General features: G+C 71.2%; 16 protein-coding genes. 9 read left to right on the forward strand and 7 right to left on the reverse strand.

Annotated elements, in window-relative coordinates; all coding sequences use genetic code 11:
- The 4 genes from E9934_RS18595 to E9934_RS18610 are packed head-to-tail and all read left to right on the forward strand — an operon-like array spanning position 1 to position 3,744.
- Positions 1-843, forward strand: coding sequence for a siderophore-interacting protein (locus E9934_RS18595; RefSeq protein ID WP_136564412.1), 843 nt, complete (start codon positions 1-3; stop codon positions 841-843).
- Entirely contained in the window at positions 840-1,832 is a 993-nt protein-coding gene (locus E9934_RS18600; RefSeq protein WP_136564397.1) for an ABC transporter substrate-binding protein, read from the forward strand. The genes E9934_RS18595 and E9934_RS18600 overlap by 4 nt, the downstream gene beginning before the upstream one ends.
- Entirely contained in the window at positions 1,829-2,653 is an 825-nt protein-coding gene (locus E9934_RS18605; RefSeq protein WP_158295067.1) for a (2Fe-2S)-binding protein, read from the forward strand. The genes E9934_RS18600 and E9934_RS18605 overlap by 4 nt, the downstream gene beginning before the upstream one ends.
- A 35-nt stretch (positions 2,654-2,688) precedes the next feature.
- Entirely contained in the window at positions 2,689-3,744 is a 1,056-nt protein-coding gene (locus tag E9934_RS18610) for an ABC transporter substrate-binding protein (RefSeq protein ID WP_136564399.1), read from the forward strand.
- 61 nt (positions 3,745-3,805) lie between these two features.
- On the opposite strand, the gene E9934_RS18615 is transcribed toward E9934_RS18610, so the two are convergent.
- The 7 genes from E9934_RS18615 to E9934_RS18645 form a co-directional block, all read right to left on the reverse strand.
- Positions 3,806-7,243 (reverse strand): pyruvate carboxylase, encoded by a 3,438-nt coding sequence (locus E9934_RS18615; RefSeq protein WP_136564400.1) that lies wholly within the window; start codon positions 7,241-7,243, stop codon positions 3,806-3,808.
- Positions 7,244-7,327: 84 nt separating this feature from the next.
- Entirely contained in the window at positions 7,328-8,548 is a 1,221-nt protein-coding gene (locus tag E9934_RS18620; protein ID WP_136564401.1) for a 2-oxo acid dehydrogenase subunit E2, read from the reverse strand.
- Between the two features lie 23 nt (positions 8,549-8,571).
- Positions 8,572-11,238 (reverse strand): pyruvate dehydrogenase (acetyl-transferring), homodimeric type, encoded by a 2,667-nt coding sequence (gene aceE / locus E9934_RS18625; protein WP_136564402.1) that lies wholly within the window; start codon positions 11,236-11,238, stop codon positions 8,572-8,574.
- An 85-nt stretch (positions 11,239-11,323) separates the two neighbouring features.
- Positions 11,324-12,220 (reverse strand): LysR family transcriptional regulator, encoded by an 897-nt coding sequence (locus tag E9934_RS18630; protein WP_136564403.1) that lies wholly within the window; start codon positions 12,218-12,220, stop codon positions 11,324-11,326.
- A 38-nt stretch (positions 12,221-12,258) separates the two neighbouring features.
- A complete protein-coding gene (locus E9934_RS18635) occupies positions 12,259-12,918 on the reverse strand; it encodes a lipoyl protein ligase domain-containing protein (protein WP_136564404.1) in 660 nt (219 codons plus the stop codon).
- A 54-nt stretch (positions 12,919-12,972) separates the two neighbouring features.
- Positions 12,973-13,740 carry a glucose 1-dehydrogenase gene (locus E9934_RS18640; RefSeq protein ID WP_136564405.1) on the reverse strand — a complete coding sequence of 256 codons (768 nt, stop codon included), beginning with the start codon at positions 13,738-13,740 and terminating at the stop codon, positions 12,973-12,975.
- Between the two features lie 43 nt (positions 13,741-13,783).
- Positions 13,784-14,239, reverse strand: coding sequence for a hypothetical protein (locus E9934_RS18645; RefSeq protein ID WP_193556929.1), 456 nt, complete (start codon positions 14,237-14,239; stop codon positions 13,784-13,786).
- A 149-nt stretch (positions 14,240-14,388) separates the two neighbouring features.
- Here E9934_RS18645 and E9934_RS18650 point away from each other — a divergent pair, with 149 nt between their 5' ends.
- The 5 genes from E9934_RS18650 to E9934_RS18670 form a co-directional block, all read left to right on the forward strand.
- On the forward strand, positions 14,389-15,204 hold the full coding sequence (locus E9934_RS18650; RefSeq protein ID WP_202977388.1) for an MlaE family ABC transporter permease: 816 nt from the start codon (positions 14,389-14,391) through the stop codon (positions 15,202-15,204).
- 11 nt (positions 15,205-15,215) lie between these two features.
- Positions 15,216-16,112 carry an ABC transporter permease gene (locus tag E9934_RS18655; protein WP_136564407.1) on the forward strand — a complete coding sequence of 299 codons (897 nt, stop codon included), beginning with the start codon at positions 15,216-15,218 and terminating at the stop codon, positions 16,110-16,112.
- A 61-nt stretch (positions 16,113-16,173) separates the two neighbouring features.
- Positions 16,174-16,980 carry an ABC transporter ATP-binding protein gene (locus tag E9934_RS18660; protein WP_136564408.1) on the forward strand — a complete coding sequence of 269 codons (807 nt, stop codon included), beginning with the start codon at positions 16,174-16,176 and terminating at the stop codon, positions 16,978-16,980.
- Positions 16,980-18,233 (forward strand): MlaD family protein, encoded by a 1,254-nt coding sequence (locus E9934_RS18665; RefSeq protein ID WP_202977389.1) that lies wholly within the window; start codon positions 16,980-16,982, stop codon positions 18,231-18,233. The genes E9934_RS18660 and E9934_RS18665 overlap by 1 nt, the downstream gene beginning before the upstream one ends.
- A partial coding sequence (locus E9934_RS18670; protein WP_136564409.1) for an MlaD family protein occupies positions 18,230-19,583 on the forward strand: 1,354 nt, incomplete at its 3' end. The genes E9934_RS18665 and E9934_RS18670, both read left to right, overlap by 4 nt.

Below are 19,583 nucleotides of genomic sequence, written 5' to 3' on the forward strand. Positions count from 1 at the left end.
ATGTACGGCGAGGTGATCACGACCCGCGCCCTGAGCCCGCACCTGATGAGGGTCGTGCTCGGCGGACCGGGGCTCGAGCAGTTCGAGTCGACCGGCGACGCCGACCAGTACGTCAACTGCTTCTTCCGCCCCGACGGCGCGCCCTACGAGGTCCCCTTCGAGGACGACGACACCCGCGACCTGCCGCGCGAGCAGCGGCCGTTCCCCCGACGGATCACGGTGCGTCGCTGGGACGACGAGCGGCGCGAGCTCACCCTCGACATCGCCACCCACGGCGAGGTCGGGTACGCCGGGCGCTGGGCCCTCCATGCGCAGCCCGGCGACCGGCTGCAGATGCGCGGGCCGGCCGGTGGCTACTCCCCGCACGCGGAGGCCGACAGCTATCTTCTCGTCGGCGACGAGAGCGCGCTCCCCGCGATCGCGGCCTGCGCCGAGGCGGTCCCACCCGGCCGTCCGACGGTCGTGGTCGTCGAGGTCGACGGCGCTGCCGACGAGATCCCGATCGAGTCCCCAGCTGCCCTGGAGGTGCACTGGGTGCACCGCTCCGACGCCAGCGGCGACCCCGACCGGCTGCTCGCCGACGCCGTCGCCGCGCTGCCACGGGCGGCCGGCGTCGTGAGCGCCTTCGTCCACGGAGAGGCCGCGGCGACCCGAGCCGTCCGCCGGGTGCTGCTCGGCGAGCACCGGGTCGACGAGGAGCACCTGTCGTGCTCGCCCTACTGGCGCCGGGGGCTGGACGACGAGGCCTGGCGCAGCGTCAAGGCCGCCTGGGGCCGCGAGGTCGCGGCCGAGACCTTCCCCCCGCCCCCGGCCGCTCCACCCACCGAAGGAACCACCCGATGAGCACCACCACCGTCCGCCGCCGCTGGCACGCCGCCGCCGCACTCGTCGTCACCGCGAGCCTGGCGCTCTCCGCCTGCGCCCGCGAGGACGACGGAGGCAGCTCGGACAGCGCGTCCGCCACCCACGAGGTCGAGGACTACTTCGGCACGGTGGAGCTCCCGGTCGATCCGCAGCGCGTCGTCGCCGGTGACGGAGCAACGCTCGGCAACCTGTTCGCCCTCGGGGTGAAGCCCGTCGCGGCGGCAGCCAACGCCAACTCGCTGCCGCACCACCTCGCCGAGCAGATGGACGGCGTGGTCGACGTGCGCCAGGGCGACGACGTCAACTGGGAGAAGGTGCTCGAGCTCGGCCCCGACCTCTTCATCACCTTCGCGGGCTCCGAGGACGACGCCTGGAACAAGGAGCTCTACGACGCCGCGACGGCCACGGGCGTGCCCACGTTCGGCTACCTCTACAACTACGTCCACCTCGAGCAGATCGAGCACAACTTCACCGAGACCGCCCGCGCCGTCGGCAAGGAGGACGTCGCGACCGAGCGGCTGGAGGCCCTCCACGACCGGATCGCCGAGCTCGCCGAGCGTGTCGAGCAGGCCGGCCTGGGCGACGTCCCCGTCTCCGTGCTGCGGGTCGGGGAGGACGGCTTCCGGTCGATCCGCATCGGCACGTCGGAGAGCATCGCCTTCCGCGCCCTCGGCATCGCGCAGCCGGAGGGTCAGACCGACCCCGAGCAGTTCAGCATCGACATCAGCGAGGAGAACCTCGACCTCCTCGACTCCGCGCACACCCTGTTCGTCTACGAGGACGACACCGGCGTTGGGGAGCTGGACGAGGTCGAGTCCTCCCCGCTGTGGGAGGGGCTCCCGGCGGTGCAGGCCGGACGCGTCCACCAGGTCAGCTCCGGGGTCTGGAACAGCATCGACATCACCGGCTTCGAGCTGATCCTCGACGACATCGAGGAGTACTTCATCGCTCCGGCGGAAGCCGGGTGAGCGAGCAGACCTCGCCGCTGCACGGCACCGCGGAGCGCCTCGACGCAGTGCACGAGTGGCTGGCCGTCGTCCTCGACACCTCCCCGCGGGACGGCTGGCTGCTCTGCTCGGAGGTCGACGCCGGCGTCATCGCCGACTGGGAGCGGCGCGCCGCCGAGTCGCAGGTCCGCTACGACGGCCGGTCCCATCCGGTCGCGGCCGCCAGCTACGCCCTCGGGTGGTACGCCGACATCGCCTCCCGCATCGGCGGCACCTGCCTGCTGTTGGACCGGCGGGTGCCGCGGCTCGGCCGCGACGCGCTGGCCTTCCGCTGCCATCCGGAGGACCACTACCCCGACGGTGTCGCCTTCCGGGACCCGCGGTTCTGGTGCCTGCCCGACGATCCCGACGCGGACCACCCCGACGCCACGGTCGTCGCGGACGTGACGGCCCTCGGGGCGATCCTCCGCGCCGAGGTGCGGGCGCACGCGGACGACTTCCTGTCGTCGTACCGCCCGGGGGCGCGGTTGCCGCGCCGCGACCTGCTGGGCTCCTTCTTCGACGGTCTCGACGTCGGCTTCTGGCAGGAGGACGCCGACGCTGACGCCGTCGAGGCCTCGATCGCCCTCGCGGCGACGGTGCTGCCGGGCGCGACGCCCGAGTTCGCCGACCGCTCCACCCTCCATCGCGTCGACGACGACCGCGGTGGCGTGCACCTCACCCGCCTGCGGGTCAGCTGCTGCAACTACTACCGGGTGAGCGACATCGGCGAGGCCTGCACCACCTGCCCCCGCACCAGTGCCGAGGAGCGCCGCGAGCGCCTCTGCGCGCCCGCCGAGTGACCGGCACCCTCCCCACCCACGAGAAGAGATCGACCATGTCCCACCCCGCCCCCGCCCGGCGCACCGTGCGTCCCGCCCGCGCCGCCGTCGTCATCGCCGTCGCGCTGGCGCTGCCCCTCGTGGCCGCCTGCAGCCGTGACACGGACCGGTCGAGTGCCGGCACGGACGACAAGGACCGGCCGGCCGAGTCCTCCAGCGCCTTCCCCGTGACCATCGAGCACGCCTTCGGCAGCACCACCATCGAGCAGGAGCCGCAGCGCATCGTCTCCATCGGCTTCACCGACCACGACGCACTGCTCGCCCTCGGCGTGGAGCCGGTGGCCATCCGGGAGTGGTACGGCGACCACGACTACGTGTGGCCCTGGGCCGAGGAGGCGCTCGGCGACCACGAGCCGGAGCTGCTGCCCGCCGACGACCTCAGTATCGAGGAGGTCGCGGCGCTGCAACCCGACCTGATCATCGGTCAGTACGTCGACCTCGAGAAGGGCGAGTTCGAGCAGCTGTCGCAGCTCGCGGACACCGTCGCCCAGCCGGCCGACCACCCGTCGTTCGGCGCGCCCTGGCAGCTGATGACCCGCAACCTCGGTGCCGCGGTCGGCAAGGCGGAGGAGGCGGACGCCCTGGTCGAGGAGGTCGAGGGCCTCTTCGAGACGGCGCGCAGCGAGCACCCGGAGTTCGAGGGCCGGGGACTCGCCTACGCCGGTGTCTACGGCGACAGCAGTGCCAGCTACTACGTCGAGACCGACGGCTCCACGCGGATGAGGGTCCTGCAGGACCTGGGCTTCGTCGTACCCGCGGACCTCGCAGCCTTGGGCTCGGACACCTTCTACCACGACATCAGCGCCGAGAACCTCGACCTCCTCGAGCAGGACGTCGTGCTCTGGGAGCCCGCCAACATCGACCTGCTCCCCGAGGTCCAGGAGAACCGGCTCTACGCCAACCTCGATGTCGCCCAAGAAGGGCGCGACCTCTTCCTGACCGACCCGGTCGTCGCCGGCGCGATGGCGCACGCCTCCGTCCTGAGCCTGCCCGTCGTCCTTGAGGCGCTGCTGCCCGAGCTCACCCGCGCCGTCGGCAACCTGGACCAGTAGGTCAGCTCGCCCACGCCGACAACCACGCCGACAACCACGCCGGCATCCAGGTCGACACGCATCACCTGACCACCAGCACGAGGTCGCCGCCGTCGACGGGCTGGATGCCGTTGACCGCGAGGCGTTCGACGGTGCCGGCGACGGGCGCGGTGATCGAGGCCTCCATCTTCATCGCCTCGATGGTGGCGACGGTGTCGCCGGCGGCCACGGTGTCGCCGACCGCGACGACGGGGGTCACGGTCCCCTGGAACGGGGCGGCGACGTGTCCGGGGTGGGCGGGGTCGGCCCGCTCGGCGCTCGGTACGTCGGCCGCGACCGAGCGGTCGCGGACCGACACGGGGCGCAGGTGGCCGTTGATGGTGCACAGGACGGTGCGGAACCCGCGCTCGTCGGGCTCGCTGGTCGCCTCGACGCCGAGGAGGAGGGTGACGCCCTCCTCGAGCCGCACCTCGTGCTCCTCGCCCTGGACCAGTCCGTAGAGGTAGTCGCGGGTGGGCAGCACCGACACGTCGCCGTAGGCGTGGCGCGCCTCGTCGAAGGCGCGGGTGGGAGCGGGGAAGAGAAGCTCGTTGAGCGTGCGCCGTCGACCCTGCTGACCGGTCGCGAGCGCGGCCTCCTGCTCGGACGTCAGCTCCGCGTCCGGCGGGGTCCACGACCGGCCGGCGAGGGCCTTGGTGCGGAACGGCTCGGGCCAGCCGCCGGGCGGGTCGCCGAGCTCGCCGTTGAGGAACCCGATGACGGAGTCGGGGATGTCGAACCGGCCGGGGTCGGCCTCGAACTCGGCCGGGTCGGCGCCGGCCGCGACCAGGGAGAGCGCGAGGTCGCCGATGACCTTCGATGACGGCGTCACCTTGGGGACGTGGCCGAGGATGCGGTTGGCCGCGGCATACATGTCCTCGATCTGCTCGAACTTCTCGCCCAGGCCCAGCGCCATGGCCTGCTGACGCAGGTTGGACAGCTGCCCGCCGGGGATCTCGTGGGTGTAGACGCGGCCCGTCGGCGCCGGCAGGCCGGACTCGAAGGGGGCGTAGAGCCGCCGGGTGGCCTCCCAGTAGGGCTCCAGCGAGTTGACCCCGTCCAGGGACAGCCCGGTCGCGCGGGGGGAGTGGTCGGTGGTCGCGACGAGAGCGGACAGCGCGGGTTGTGACGTCGTGCCGGACATCGCGGCGCAGGCCGCGTCCACCGCGTCGACGCCGGCGTCGATCGCCGCGAGCAGCGTGGCGAGCTGGCCGCCCGGAGTGTCGTGGGTGTGGAGGTGGACGGGGAGGTCGAACCGCTCGCGCAGCGCGGTGACGAGGGTGCGCGCGGCGGGAGCCCGGAGCAGGCCGGCCATGTCCTTGATCGCCAGCACGTGGGCGCCCGCGTCGACGATCTGCTCCGCGAGCCGCAGGTAGTAGTCGAGGGTGTAGAGCCGCTCGTCAGGCGAGGACAGGTCGCCGGTGTAGGACAGCGCGACCTCGGCGACCGAGGTGCCGGTGGCCCGGACCGCCTCGATGGCAGGCCGCATCTGGTCGACGTCGTTGAGGGCGTCGAAGATCCGGAAGACGTCGATGCCGGTGGTGGCCGCCTCCTCGACGAACGCCTGGGTCACGGCGGTGGGATAGGGCGTGTAGCCGACCGTGTTGCGTCCGCGCAGGAGCATCTGCAGGCAGATGTTGGGGACGGCCTCGCGCAGTGCGGCCAGCCGCTCCCACGGGTCCTCGGCGAGGAAGCGCAGCGCCACGTCGTACGTCGCCCCGCCCCAGCACTCGAGCGACCACAGTTGCGGAGTCACCCGCGCGACGTGACCGGCGACGCCCAGCAGGTCGATGGTGCGCACGCGGGTGGCCAGCAGCGACTGGTGGGCGTCGCGGAAGGTGGTGTCGGTGACCGCGACCTGCTCCTGATCGCGCAACCGGCGGGCGAAGGCCTCGGGGCCGACGTCGAGCAGGAGCTGGCGCGAGCCGTCGGGCGCGGGCGCGGCCAGGTCTGTCGGCGGCAGCTTCGACGCCGGATCCAGCAGCACCGACGCCGACCCGTGCGGCTGGTTGACGGTGACGTCGGCGAGGTAGGACAGCAGCTTGCTGCCGCGGTCGCCGGAGCCGCGCGCCTGCAGCAGCTCGGGATGGGTCTCGATGAAGGACGTCGTGACCCGCCCGGCGACGAAGTCGGGGTCCTCCAGGACCGCCTGCAGGAACGGGATGTTGGTCGAGACGCCGCGGATGCGGAACTCCGCGACCGCACGGCGTGCCTTCTCCGCGGCCTTCTCGAAGGTCCGGCCGCGGCAGGTGAGCTTGGCGAGCATCGAGTCGAAGTGCGCCGAGACCTCGGCGCCGGTGTAGACCGTGCCTCCGTCGATCCGGACCCCACCACCGCCGGGCGAGCGGTACGTCGTGATGACGCCGGTGTCGGGACGGAACCCGTTGGCGGGGTCCTCGGTGGTGATCCGGCACTGCAGCGCGGAGCCGCGCAGCACGATCTCGGCCTGGGCCAGGCCGAGGTCGGCCAGGGTCTCCCCGGCCGCGACGCGCATCTGCGACTGCACGAGGTCGACGTCGGTGACCTCCTCGGTCACCGTGTGCTCGACCTGGATGCGGGGGTTCATCTCGATGAAGACGTACGGTGGGGGGACTTCGTCCCCCCACGCCCCCCTGTGGTTCTCCACGGCCCTGGTGTCCAGCAGGAACTCCACGGTGCCGGCGTTCCTGTAGCCGATCTCGCGGGCGAAGCGCACCGCGTCGGCGCACATCCGGTCCCGCAGCTCCGGGTCGAGGTTGGGCGCGGGGGCGATCTCGACGACCTTCTGGTGCCGCCGCTGCACCGAGCAGTCGCGCTCGAAGAGGTGGATCACCCCGTCGTCGGACCCAGTGCCGTCGGCGAGGACCTGCACCTCGATGTGGCGGGGATCGATCACGGCCTGCTCGATGAAGACGGTCGGGTCGCCGAAGGCCGCCTCGGCCTCGCGCATGCAGGTCTCGATCGCCTCGCGCAGCTGCGCCCGGTCGTCGACGCGGCGCATGCCGCGACCGCCGCCACCCGCGACGGCCTTGACGAACAGCGGCGCCGGGATCGCCTCCGCCGCCGCGACGAGGGCGTCGACGTCGGTCGAGGGATCCACGCTCTGCAGGGTCGGTACGCCGGCCGCCTTGGCCGCCGCGATGGCGCGGGCCTTGTTGCCGGTCAGCTCCAGGACCGTCGAGTCCGGGCCGATGAAGGTGATCCCGGCCTCCGCGCACGCCTCCGCGAGTGCGGGGTTCTCCGACAGGAAGCCGTAGCCCGGATAGATCGCGTCGGCCCCGCAGGCCACCGCCGTCGCGACGATGGACTCGGGGTCGAGGTAGGCCCGCACGGGGTGTCCCCGCTCGCCGATCTCGTAGGCCTCGTCGGCCTTCAGCCGGTGCTCCGAGCCACGGTCCTCGTAGGGGAAGACGGCGACCGTCTTCACGCCCAGCTCGTAGGCGGCGCGGAAGGCGCGGACGGCGATCTCGCCACGGTTGGCGACCAGGACCTTCGTGAACATCGGTGCTCCCGGGGGGTGGTGGGATGTCGGTGTGTGAAGCGGTCAGACCCCGATCGGGGTCAGACCCGGATCCTGTGGATCGGGTCAGAGCACCAGGCGACGTACGTCGGCCGCGAGGTGCGCCACGTGCGCCGTGAACCGGGCCGCGAGGGCGCCATCGATCACGCGGTGGTCGTACGACAGACACAGTGGCAGCATCAGGCGCGGCACGAAAGCCTCGCCGTCCCACACCGGAGCCGTCTTCGAGCGTACGACGCCGAGGATGGCGACCTCGGGGGCGTTGACGATCGGGGTGAAGTGGGTGCCGCCGATGCCGCCGAGGCTGCTGATCGTGAACGTCGCTCCCTGCATGTCCGAGGCGCTGAGCTTGCCGTCGCGCGCCTTCTCCGACAGCTCGCCGAGGTCGCGGCTGAGCTCGCCGATGCCCTTGCGGTCGACGTCCTTGACCACCGGGACGACCAGCCCCTCGGGGGTGTCGACGGCGACGCCGATGTTGACGTAGTCCTTGAGGACGAGGTTCTCGCCGGACAGCGAGCTGTTGAGCTCGGGATATTTCCGCAACGCGGCTGCCGACGCCTTCAGCAGGAAGCTGAGCAGCGTGACCCGGTAGCCCTCCGCCTTCGCGGCGGCGTCGAGCTCGCGGCGGTAGGCGTCGAGATCGGTGATGTCGGCCTCGTCGGCGTGGGTCACGTGCGGGACGTTGAGCCACGAGCGGTGCAGGTGCGGTCCGGACAGCTTCTTGATCCGCGACAGCGGGACGGTCCGGACCGGGCCGAACTTCGAGAAGTCGACCTCGGGGATGGCCGGGATGCCGGCGCCGCCGGTCACGGCAGCGGCGGGAGCGAGGGCCTTCTCGTAGTGGCCGAGCAGGTCCTGCTTGGTGACCCGGCCCTTCGGGCCCGTGCCGCTCACGCCGGCGAGCTCGACCTCGAGCTCGCGGGCGAGACGCCGGACGAGGGGTGTCGCGCGGAGCCCGCCGTCCTCGACCACCGGGGTCGACGCGACCTCCTCGACCACCGGGGTGGGGGCGACCTCCTCGACCACCGGGGTGGGGGCGACCTCCTCGACCACCGGGGAAGCCACCTCGGCGACCGCGATGACGCTGCCCTGGCTGACCTTGTCGCCGATGGCGACGGTGATCGACACGATCGTCCCGTCGACGGGCGAGGGCACCTCCATCGTGGCCTTGTCGGTCTCGAGGGTGATGAGCGGGTCCTCGGCACGCACGACGCTGCCGGGGGTGACCAGCACCTCGATGACGGGTACGTCGGAGAAGTCGCCGATGTCGGGTACGCGAATGTCCATGGTGCTCTCCACAGTTGCTGTCCTCACGCGTGGGCCGGGTCGGGCCGGTCGGGGTCGATGCCGTACTTCTCGGTCGCCTGCGCGACCACGTCGCCGGAGACGGTGCCCTCGGCGGCGAGGCTGCTGAGCGCAGCGACGACGACGTGGTGGCGGTCCACCTCGAAGTGGTGCCGCAGGTTGCGCCGATAGTCAGAGCGACCGAAGCCGTCGGTGCCCAGCACCGTGTAGCGGCCGGGGACGAACGGGCGGATCTGGTCGGCGTACGACTTCATGTAGTCGGTGGACGCGACGACCGGGACGGGCTTCTCACCCAGGCACTGCGCGACGTACGACGTCCGCTGCTCCTCGAGCGGGTGCAGCATGTTCCACCGCTCGGTCGCGAGCCCGTCGCGACGCAGCTCGGTGAAGCTGGGCGCGCTCCACACGTCGGCCTTGATGCCGAAGTCGGCGACGAGCAGGTCGGCGGCGGCGAGCACCTCGTTGAGGATGGTGCCGGAGCCCAGGAGGTTGACCTTCGCGTTGCCGCGGCCCTTGCCGGGCTTGAGGCGATAGAGGCCCTTGAGGATGCCCTCCTCGGCGCCCTCGGGCATCGCCGGGTGCTCGTAGTTCTCGTTCATGAGCGTGAGGTAGAAGAAGACGTCCTCCTGCTCGGCGTACATCCGGCGCAGTCCATCGGCGACGATGACCGCCAGCTCGTAGGCGTAGGTCGGGTCGTAGGCCACGCAGTTGGGGATCATCGCGGCCTGCAGGTGGCTGTGGCCGTCCTCGTGCTGGAGACCCTCGCCGTTGAGCGTCGTCCGCCCGGCGGTGCCGCCGAGGAGGAAGCCGCGCGCCCGCATGTCGCCGGCGGCCCAGGCGAGGTCGCCGATCCGCTGGAACCCGAACATCGAGTAGTAGATGTAGAACGGGATCATCGGGGTGTCGTTGGTGGAGTACGACGTCGCGGCGGCGATCCACGACGACATCGCGCCGGCCTCGTTGATGCCCTCCTGGAGGATCTGGCCGCTGGCGTCCTCCTTGTAGAACATCAGCTGGTCGGCGTCCTCCGGCGTGTAGAGCTGGCCGGACTGGGCCCAGATCCCGAACTGCCGGAAGAGTCCCTCCATGCCGAAGGTGCGCGCCTCGTCCGGCACGATCGGCACGATCCGGTTGCCGATCTCCTTGTCGCGCAGCAGCTTCGTCAGGATCTGGACGAAGGCCATCGTCGTGGAGATGGAGCGGCCGTTGGAGCCGGCGGACTGGCCGAAGGCCTCGGCGCCGGGGACCGTCAGGCTCGCCGACGTGCGCCGCCGCTCGGGCAGGTAGCCGCCGAGCTCCTGGCGTCGGGCGTGGAGGTAGGTGTGCTCCTCCGAACCCTCCGGGAAGGAGAGGTAGGGCAGGTCGAGCAGCTGCTCGTCGCCGATCGGGATGTTGAACCGGTCGCGGAAGGCGCGCAGCGCGGGCTCGGCGACCTTCTTGGCCTGGTGGCTGATGTTCATCGCCTCGCCGGCCGCGCCGAGGCCGTAGCCCTTGACGGTCTTGGCGAGGACGACGGTGGGCGAGCCCGTGTGGGAGTTCGCGGCCGCATAGGCGGCGTAGACCTTCTGCGGGTCGTGGCCCCCGCGGGTGAGGCGCCAGATCTCGTCGTCGCTCCAGTCGGCGACCATCGCCTTGAGCTCCGGGTCGGTGCCGAAGAAGTGCTCGCGGACGTAGGCGCCGTCCTTGGACTTGAAGGTCTGGTACTCGCCGTCGACGGCCTCCATCATCCGGCGCTTGAGCGCGCCGGTGGTGTCCTGGGCGAGGAGCTGGTCCCAGCCGGAGCCCCAGATCAGCTTGATGACGTTCCAGCCGGCGCCGCGGAAGACGCCCTCGAGCTCCTGGATGATCTTGCCGTTGCCCCGCACCGGACCGTCGAGACGCTGCAGGTTGCAGTTGATGACGAAGACGAGGTTGTCGAGCTTCTCGCGGGCGGCCATCGAGATCGCGCCGAGCGACTCGGGCTCGTCGGTCTCGCCGTCGCCGAGGAAGGCCCACACCTTGCGCCCGGCGGTGTTCGCGAGTCCACGCGCGTGGAGGTACTTCAGGAAGCGGGCCTGATAGATCGCCATCAGCGGGCCGAGGCCCATCGACACGGTCGGGAACTGCCAGAAGTCCGGCATCAGCCAGGGGTGCGGGTACGACGACAGGCCCGATCCAGCGGGGCCGCCGGTCTCCTGGCGGAAGTTGTCGAGGTGGGCCTCGGTGAGCCGGCCCTCGAGGAACGCCCGGGCGTAGATGCCGGGGGAGAGGTGGCCCTGCACATAGACGAGGTCGCCGCCGTGCTCCTTGCCGGGCTCCCCGGACGCCGCGTGCCAGAAGTGCTGGAAGCCGACGTCATAGAGCGTCGCCGCGGACTGGAAGCTGGCGAGGTGGCCGCCGAGCTCGGTGGAGTCCTTGTTGGCGCGCAGCACCATGGCGAGCGCGTTCCACCGGATGGCGGAGCGGATCTTGTGCTCGACCGCGCGGTCACCGGGGTGGATCGGCTCGTCCGCGGGCGCGACGGTGTTGACGTAGGGCGTGGTCGCGACGTGCGGGACCCGCGAGCCGAGGCGCTGCGCCTCCTCGAGGACCTGGTCGAGCAGGAACTTCGTGCGCTCCTCACCCTCGAACTCGATCACGGCAGCGAGGGCGTCGCGCCACTCCTGAGTCTCGTCAGGATCGATGTCGGGCATCGCTGGTCCTCCGGTCGGTGGTGATGGGCATCACCATGGTCAGCCGCAGGACCGGAATGCGTCCAATGCCTAGTTCGCGGCTAAATCATGCGTCTGTGACATGGATCTTCCGGCTCGTCCTGAGGGCGTGGTCGCGGAAGTGCGCGGAGGCGGGCGGCAGCTGGCGGTCCTTGACCCAGGCCAGGCCGATCTCGCGAGAGGCCCGCACGTCGGTCACCCGCAGCGACGGCGCCAGGGGTGCCGCGCCGCCCCGGGGCGCGGGAAGCAGCGCCACGCCCAGGCCTGCCGAGACCAGCCCGCGCAGGGTCTCGACCTCCTCGCCCTCGAACCCGATCCGCGGCGAGTAGCCGACCTGCCCGCAGAGCTCCTCGGTCACCGCCCGCAGGCTGAACCCGGGCTTGAGGACGATGAACTGCTCGTCCGCTACGTCGCCCAGTCTCGCCGTACGACGCCCGGCCAGTCGGTGGTCGGGCGGGACGACGAGGCGCAGCGGCTCGAGGAAGAGGCGGCGGCTCTCGAGCGGCGCCAGCTGCGGCCGGTCGCCGGTGATGGCGAGGTCGACCACGCCGGTCAGCAGGTCGTCGACGAGGCCGGCATCGCCGTGCTGGCGCAGGTCGAAGCGCACCTGGGGCCGCTCGGCGCGGAAGGAGCGGATCAGCTCGGGGACCAGCCACGTGCCGAGGGTGTGCAGGAAGGCGAGCGGCACGAAGCCGCCGTCCGGCGCGGTCACGTCCTGCACCGAGCGGAGCCCCCGCTCGTAGGCCTCGAGGGTGGCACGCGCGTGGCGGACCAGCTCGTGTCCCGCCGGCGTCAGCACCAACCCCCGGCCCACGCGCTGCAGGAGCGGGGTGCCGACCTCGCGCTCCAACCGCGAGAGCGCCCGCGACACGGCCGGCTGGGTGCGGTGCGCCCGCTCGGCCGTCTCCGTCACGGTGTGTCCGTCGGCGACCGCGAGGAATGCGCGGATGGTTTCGATGTCCACCCACCCATGTTCTCAGCGCATGGGTGTGTGGACCAGTGTCAGGCCGTGAGCTCGTGGAGCACCGCGGCCCGGAGGTCAGCGAGCCGGTCGCCGACCCCCACCGCGCGCCCGGCAAGGTCGGCGGCGGCCGCGAGCCGGTCGCCGTCCGGGAGGTCGAGCAGGTCGAGCACGTCGGTCGGGTCCCACCGGTCGTAGGCGATGCACTGGAAACGTGCACCCGCGCGGGTGCGGCGCTGCGAGATCCCGACCACCTTGCGGCCCTCGCGCACCACCTCGCCGGGGCCGAGACCGCCGAAGCAGACCAGCCGCCCCCAGGGACTCGGCTCCAGTCCGCCGCGATGGACCGCGGTCTCGATGCCGACGGTCGTGAGTGCGCGCTGCCACGCCTCGCCGAGCCAGTACGTCGACGCGCGGACGTCGTCACTCCACCGCGGATCGGTCCGGGGGACGACGACGTCGATCCAGATCGACGTCGCGGGGTCGACCAGGACGGCGCCTCCGCCGCTGCGGCGGCGCACGACCTGCACGCCGGCCACGGCCACGGCCACCGGATCTGCGGTCGACTCCGGCTGCGCACTCCCCAGCACCAGCCCGCGCTGGTCGGCGTGGAACTCCCACACCTCGGCCTCGGCGAGGTCCTCGGGGATCGGCCGCGCATGGAAGTCCGCCATGGAGCCGCTGATCGCCACGTGTCGCACGGCGCCGATTGTGCCGGACCCCGATGGCCGGCGTCGCCGACGTCGGCCTGCCGGTCAGACCAGCGCCGCGGTCAGGCCGCCGTCGAGGGTGAAGGCCGACCCGGTCACCCAGGTCTGGTCGGGGTCGGCAAGGAACGCGACCGCTCGAGCGACGTCGTCCGGCACGCCGAAGCGGCCCTGCTTGGCCTCGATCACCTCGCCGAACCCGCCGCTGGGCAGGCCGAGGTGTCGCTCGAAGTCCGGCGCCGCATCGGTGACCAGGTCCGTGCCGATGAATCCCGGCAGCACCGCGTTGACGCGGATACCGTGGGGGCGCAGCTCCATGGCGGCCGTCTTCGTCAGGTTGATCACCGCTGCCTTCGCGGCTGCGTAGGACGCGATCAGCGGCGTCCCGGTGGTCCCGCTCACCGAGGCGATGTTGACGATGCTGCCGCCACCGGAGGCGAGGATCGCCGGCGCAGCCCAGCGCAGCGCGAGGAAGACCCCGTCGAGGTTGACCGCCGTGACCTGCCGCCAGGCGGCCAGGTCTGTCTCCAGGATCGGAGCGACCAGCCCGATGCCGGCGTTGGGCACCATCAGATCGAGCCGTCCGTGGTGGGCGACGGTGGCGTCGACGAGCGCCCGGACCTGTGTCTCGTCGCGTACGTCGCAGGGGATCGCGATGGCGCCCTCGAGCCCCTTGGTCGCGACCTCTGCGTCGTCGCCGTTGATGTCGGAGATCACGACGCGGTAGCCGCGGGCCGCGAGCTCGGTGGCGACGCTGAGGCCGATGCCCTTGGCGGATCCGGTGACGATGGCGACGGGGCCGAAAGGTGCGTTCATGACGGGGCTCCTGGGGACTGGTCGGATGCTTCCGACCAGGACGCTAGAGACGGACGCTGCGTGCGGGACCGGTCCGTCGCACCAGAGACGCCGACCGGCTTTGGCCGTTCGTGACAACCCGGCGGGCGCTCAGGGCGCCGGTCACGGACCCCACCAGGACGGCGGTCAGGACCGTCTGCGCGATCTGCTGCACGTCACGCCCCTGCTCGAAGGGGAGGAGCAGCGGGAGCACCAGCACGTAGGCGAGGACAGCGGCGAAGATCCCGTGCAGCACGGGGATCCCGGCCCCCTGGCTGCGCCGCGCCGCCACCGCGAAGGCGAGGACGGCCACGCCCGCCAGCCACACCGCTGCCGCCAGGCTCGACACGATGGTCAGGATCGGTGCGAGGAGACCTCCGATCAGCAGGATGCTGAACCCGGTGGACGCGCCCCGGACCGCGTTGGGCACGTCGATCCGCGGCACGGGCGCGGGAGCGTTCTTCGATGGGGTCTGGGCCATGGCTCGACGCTAGGCCAGCAGGGCCTGCGCGGGCCTCGATAGCAGTTCACAAAACCGTGCAGGGCATTTTGTGACCAGCGACTATGTCACCGGTCACACGTCGCTGAAAGGTTGTGCAGGTCTTCAACCGAGGTAGGCGGTGACCATTCATGGGGAATGCGACACGCAAGGCTGCACCACGAGCGGGAACGCTCGCAGCCGGCGTCAACGAGCTGGGTGAGATGACCCAGCTCGGCGGCTCCGTGGTGTGGATGGCCGTCCGCGGTCCGTGGGACTACTGGCGCGACACCGTCGACCAGATGTTCCTGATCCTCAAGCAGTGCTGGATCCCGATGGCGGTCTCGTGCACCTTCTTCGGGCTCGGCGCCCCCGGCCTCCAGGGCGGCAACATCTACGCGATGTTCGGCATGCCGGAGCGGCTCGGCTCGTTCTTCATCATGGCGAGCATCCGCGAGTTCGCGCCGTGGGTGAACGCGATGGTGGTCGCCGGCGTCGTCGGCTCCGCGATCACCGCCGACCTCGGAGCGCGCCGGATCCGCGAGGAGATCGACGCGATGGAGGTGCTGGGCGTCGACCCGGTCCGCGCCCTCGCGCTGCCCCGCATCGTCGCCGTCACCATCATCACCGGCCTGATGGACATCATCGCGCTCTGCTTCGGCCTCCTGGGCGGCTTCATCGCCGCCGTGCCGATCCTCGGGGCGAACCCCTGGGCGTTCTACAACAGCCTCTTCGCCAACCTGACCACCCCGGACATCTGGGGCAGCGTCGTGAAGACCACCCTCTTCGGCCTGATCATCGGGATCGTCTGCTGCTACAAGGGCATGTACGCCAAGGGTGGAGCGATCGGCGTCGGCCGGGCGGTGAACCAGGCGGTCGTGATCGCCTTCGCCCTGATCTGGGTCGTCAACGTCGTGTTCACCAACATCCTGCTCGGGCTCAACCCCGAGATCCAGGTCTTCAAGTAGGGGCGCCCGCGATGACCGTGACTCCCGACGCCCCCGGTCGCGGCGACCGGCCGAAGGCACCCGAGCCGCAGGACAGTGAGCTGTCGTTCTCCGGAGCGGCCGCGTCCGTGCGCGCTGCGCTCACCACGGGTGGCGAGATCCTCCGCTTCTCCTGGCAGGTCACGCGCAGCCTGCCCGACGTACGTGCCCACTGGACCGAGGTGGTCCGTCAGGCCGCGATCCTGGTGCTGTCGAGCGCGCTGATCATCTGGGCGATGCAGTTCGTCATGGGGACGATGTGCGGCACCGAGGCGATCTACACGCTCAAGCAGGTCGGCGCACCGATCTACTCCGTCAAGCAGGTCGGCGCACCGATCTACTCCGGCATCTTCAACGCCTGGTGCGCGGTCCGCGAGCTGGTGCCCTACATGTGGGGCTACATCCTCGCCGCCAAGATCGGCTGCGGCCTGGTCGCGGAGATCGGGTCGATGCGTATCGCCGAGGAGGTGGACGCCCTCGAGGTCATGGGCGTCGACTCCCGCAGCTACCTGGTCGGCACCCGCGTCGTCGCCGCCTGGCTGTCGATGCCGTTCCTCTACGCCGTCAGCCTCGGGATGATGTCGCTCGGCGAGATCCTCGTGACCGTCTACTACGTCGGCGGCGTCTCGCCCGGCGGCCACATGTACATCTTCTGGCTCTACCAGAACCCGCTCGACTTCATGTACTCGATGATCAAGGGCATGACGATGGGGACAGCCATCGTGTTCGTGGCCTGCTACTACGGCTACACCGTGCGTGGTGGCTCGGTGGAAGTCGGGAAGAACACCGCGAGATCCATGGTCCTCAACATGGTGCTGATCCACATGATCGGCGCTCTCGGGACCCAGCTCTTCTGGGGTCTGTCACCCAACGCGCCCATCGGGAATTAGCTGCGCTCGCCGCGCTCCCGCCCCGTCGTCCCTCCCGCCAGCTCCCTGCAGAGGAACCGTCATGACCACGTTCGCTCCCACGCACGCCGCCCCCGTCCCTCCGGCGGCCGGCACCACCCACTCGATGGAGGTGCGCGACGTCCACAAGAGCTTCGGTCCCTACGACATCCTGACCGGGATGAACCTCAACTTCGTCGACGACGCGATCACGACGATCCTGGGGCCGTCGGGCACGGGCAAGAGCGTCCTCATCAAGCACCTGGTGGGGCTGCTCGAGCCCGACCAGGGCGAGGTGCTCATCTTCGGGCAGGACATCTGGAAGATCAGCAAGGCCGAGCGCTACGAGCTCCGCAAGCGCTTCGGCGTGCTCTTCCAGGACGGCGCTCTGTTCGGCTCGATGAACATCTTCGACAACGTCTGCTTCCCGCTGCGCAAGCACACCGACATGCACGAGAAGGACATCCGCGACCTCGTCATGGACCGGCTCCAGGAGGTCGGCCTCGAGGGCGCGGCGGCGAAGCTGCCCAGCGAGGTCTCGGGCGGCATGCGCAAACGCGCCGGGTTCGCCCGTGCGCTCATCCTCGACCCCGACATCGTCATGTTCGACGAGCCGGACTCCGGCCTCGACCCGGTCCGCACCAGCCTGCTGAACGACGTGATCCTCGAGATGCACGAGCGCCACAAGGGCACCTACATGGTCGTCACCCACGACATGGCCACGGCGCGCAAGGTCAGCGACTACATCGGCGTCGTGTGGAAGGGCAAGTGCATCCACTACAGCGAGGCGGAGGCGGCCTTCAACTCCGACAACGACTTCGTCCGGCAGTTCCTGGCCGGCTCCTCCGCCGGCCCGCTGGGGATGGACTGATGGCGCGCCCACGGCTGAGGATCGCCCCCGGGGTCGCGGCCGGGGTTCTCGGGATCGCCCTGGTCGGTGGCGCCGTCATGGTGCTGGACCAGCGCGACGGCTACCGCGTCAGCGCGGTGGTCCCCAACGCCGGCAACCTCTTCATCGGCAGCTCGGTGATGTACGACGGCTACGAGGCCGGCAGCGTGACCGGCATCGAGGTGCAGGACGGCAAGGCGCTGATCGAGCTCTCGATCGACGACGAGTTCGGCCCGCTCCACGACGGCGCGACGGTCGAGGTCGTCTGGAAGGCGGCGCTCGGCGAGCGGCTGGTCCGCGTCGTCGACGGCGACGAGGGCAGCGCGGAGCTGCCCGAGGGCGCCCTGCTCGCCGGCGTCCAGCGCGAGCCGGTCGAGCTGGACGCGGTGCTGTCGGCGCTCGACGAGCCGACGCGGGCCCACCTCTCCTCGCTCGTCTCCCGTCTCCAGGGCACCCTGGACGGACGGGAGCAGGACGCCAACGCCAGCCTCCACGCCGCCGGGCCGGCGCTCGAGGAGCTCGGCGCGGTCCTCCGCGAGGTCGACACCGACGGCGAGGCGATCAAGCAGATCGTCACCCAGCTCGACGAGACGATGCAGATCCTCGCGTCCCGCGGCGAGAGTCTCGAGCAGGTCGTCACCTCGCTCGCCTCGGCCACCGACACCATCGCGGCGCAGGAGCGCAGCGTCGGGGACACCCTCCAGAAGCTCCCGCCGGTCCTCGACCAGGCGGACACGACGCTGGCCCGCGTGCCGGGCACCGTGGACAAGACGCTGCCGCTGCTGGAGGACCTCGCCCCGGCGACCAGCAGCCTGACCTCGGTGTCGCGCAACCTGCGGCCGCTGCTGCGTGACCTGCGGCCGACGGTCGGCGACCTGCGGCCGACGCTGGACCGGCTCTCGCAGCTCCTCGGCATCACGCCCGGGCTGCTCGATGGCTCGACCGCGGCCGCCCCCGACGCCGACGACGCGATGACGGGCCTCACCCCGGTGCTGGAGTTCCTGCGGCCCTACACGCCCGAGATCGCCGGATGGGCCACCAACTGGGGATCGGCCGCCGGCAACCGGGACAACCAGGGTCACTACGTCCGCTTCAACATCCAGGCGGGCGTCGAGAGCGTCATCCCCAGTCCGACGGGCCAGCCCGGGCCGGGCGTGACCCAGAACCTGACCCCCGACCCGGGTGAGCCGGTCGGGCAGCCCTGGACCGACGCCTACGGAAGCGGCATGCGATGACCCAGTCCACGAAGCGCCTCGGCGATGTCGGCAAGGCAGCCGTGGTCGCCGTACTGATCGCCGCGGGGGTCGCGGGCATCGGCTCCCGCCTCGGCGGCGAGGACGAGAACGACCTGGTGCGTGCCCGCTTCGCCTCGGCAGCCCCGCTGGTCGAGGGCAACGAGGTGAAGATCGACGGCGTGGTCGTGGGCTCGGTCAAGAGCCTCAGCGTCGAGGACGGCATGGCCGAGGTCGGCCTCGAGCTCGACGAGCAGGCGCGCCCGCTGCACAGCGACGCCCGCCTCACCATCCGGCCCGTCAGTCTCCTCGGCGAGCGGTACGTCGACCTGGACCGCGGCAGCCCGGACGCTCCGCTGCTGGAGCGGGGTGAGGTGATCCCGGTGGAGCAGACCGCCACGTCGGTCGGTCTCGACGAGGTCCTCAACACCATCGACGAATCGACCGGCGACGGGCTCCGTGCACTCGTCACCACGTTGGGCGAGGGCATGCAGGGCAACGGCGCGAATGCCGACGAGGCGTTGCGGCTGCTCTCGCCGAGCCTGCGGGACGCGACCGCCATGGCCGCCGTGCTGGACGAGCACAACGAGCTCCTCGCCAGCCTCATCACCAGCTTCGAGCCGGTCGCCAGCGCCCTCGCGACGCGTGACGGGAAGGCGATGGATCAGCTCGTCGACTCCTCCGACCGGGTGCTGAGCGCGGTACGGGAGCGGCAGGTCAAGCTGGAGCGGACGCTTGCGAAGCTCCCCGGCACCCTGCGGGTCCTGCGGACCACGTTGGGCAACCTGCGCTCGGCCTCCGACGACACCGCGCCGACGTTGCGAGAGCTGCGGCCCCTGACCTCGGCGCTGCCCGATCTCGCGGACGAGCTGCGCGTCTTCTCCGACGTGCTCGACCCGGCGCTCGCGACCTCCGAGCCCGTGCTGCAGAAGGCCGACCAGCTGCTGCGGGCCGCGGCACCCGTGGCCCGGCACCTCCGCACCGCCGGCGGCGGCCTCGCGGACAGCACCACCGGAGTCGAACGACTCACCGACGAGCTCGCCCGCAACCGTCAGCACCTCTTCGACTACATCCGCTTCTGGGCGCTCACGACCAACGGCCACGACGGCCTGTCGCACTACTTCCGCGCCCACTACGTCGTCGACCCGGACACGCTGCTCGGCCTGCTGCCGGTCGCGAAGCAGAGCGGCACCCAGGGCCGGACCCCGGCCCCGCCCGTCAGCGCCAACCCCGGGGGGAGCGACCCCCTCGACGGGCTCGGTGGCCTGCTCGACGGCGTCGGCGGCGTGCTCGACGGCCTGCTCCAGCCCCGGGGCAGCAGTGCCACCGGTCTCAGCCAGCAGCAGGAGCTCG

The organism is Nocardioides caeni (genome assembly GCF_004912195.1).
Lineage (GTDB): Bacteria > Actinomycetota > Actinomycetes > Propionibacteriales > Nocardioidaceae > Nocardioides > Nocardioides caeni.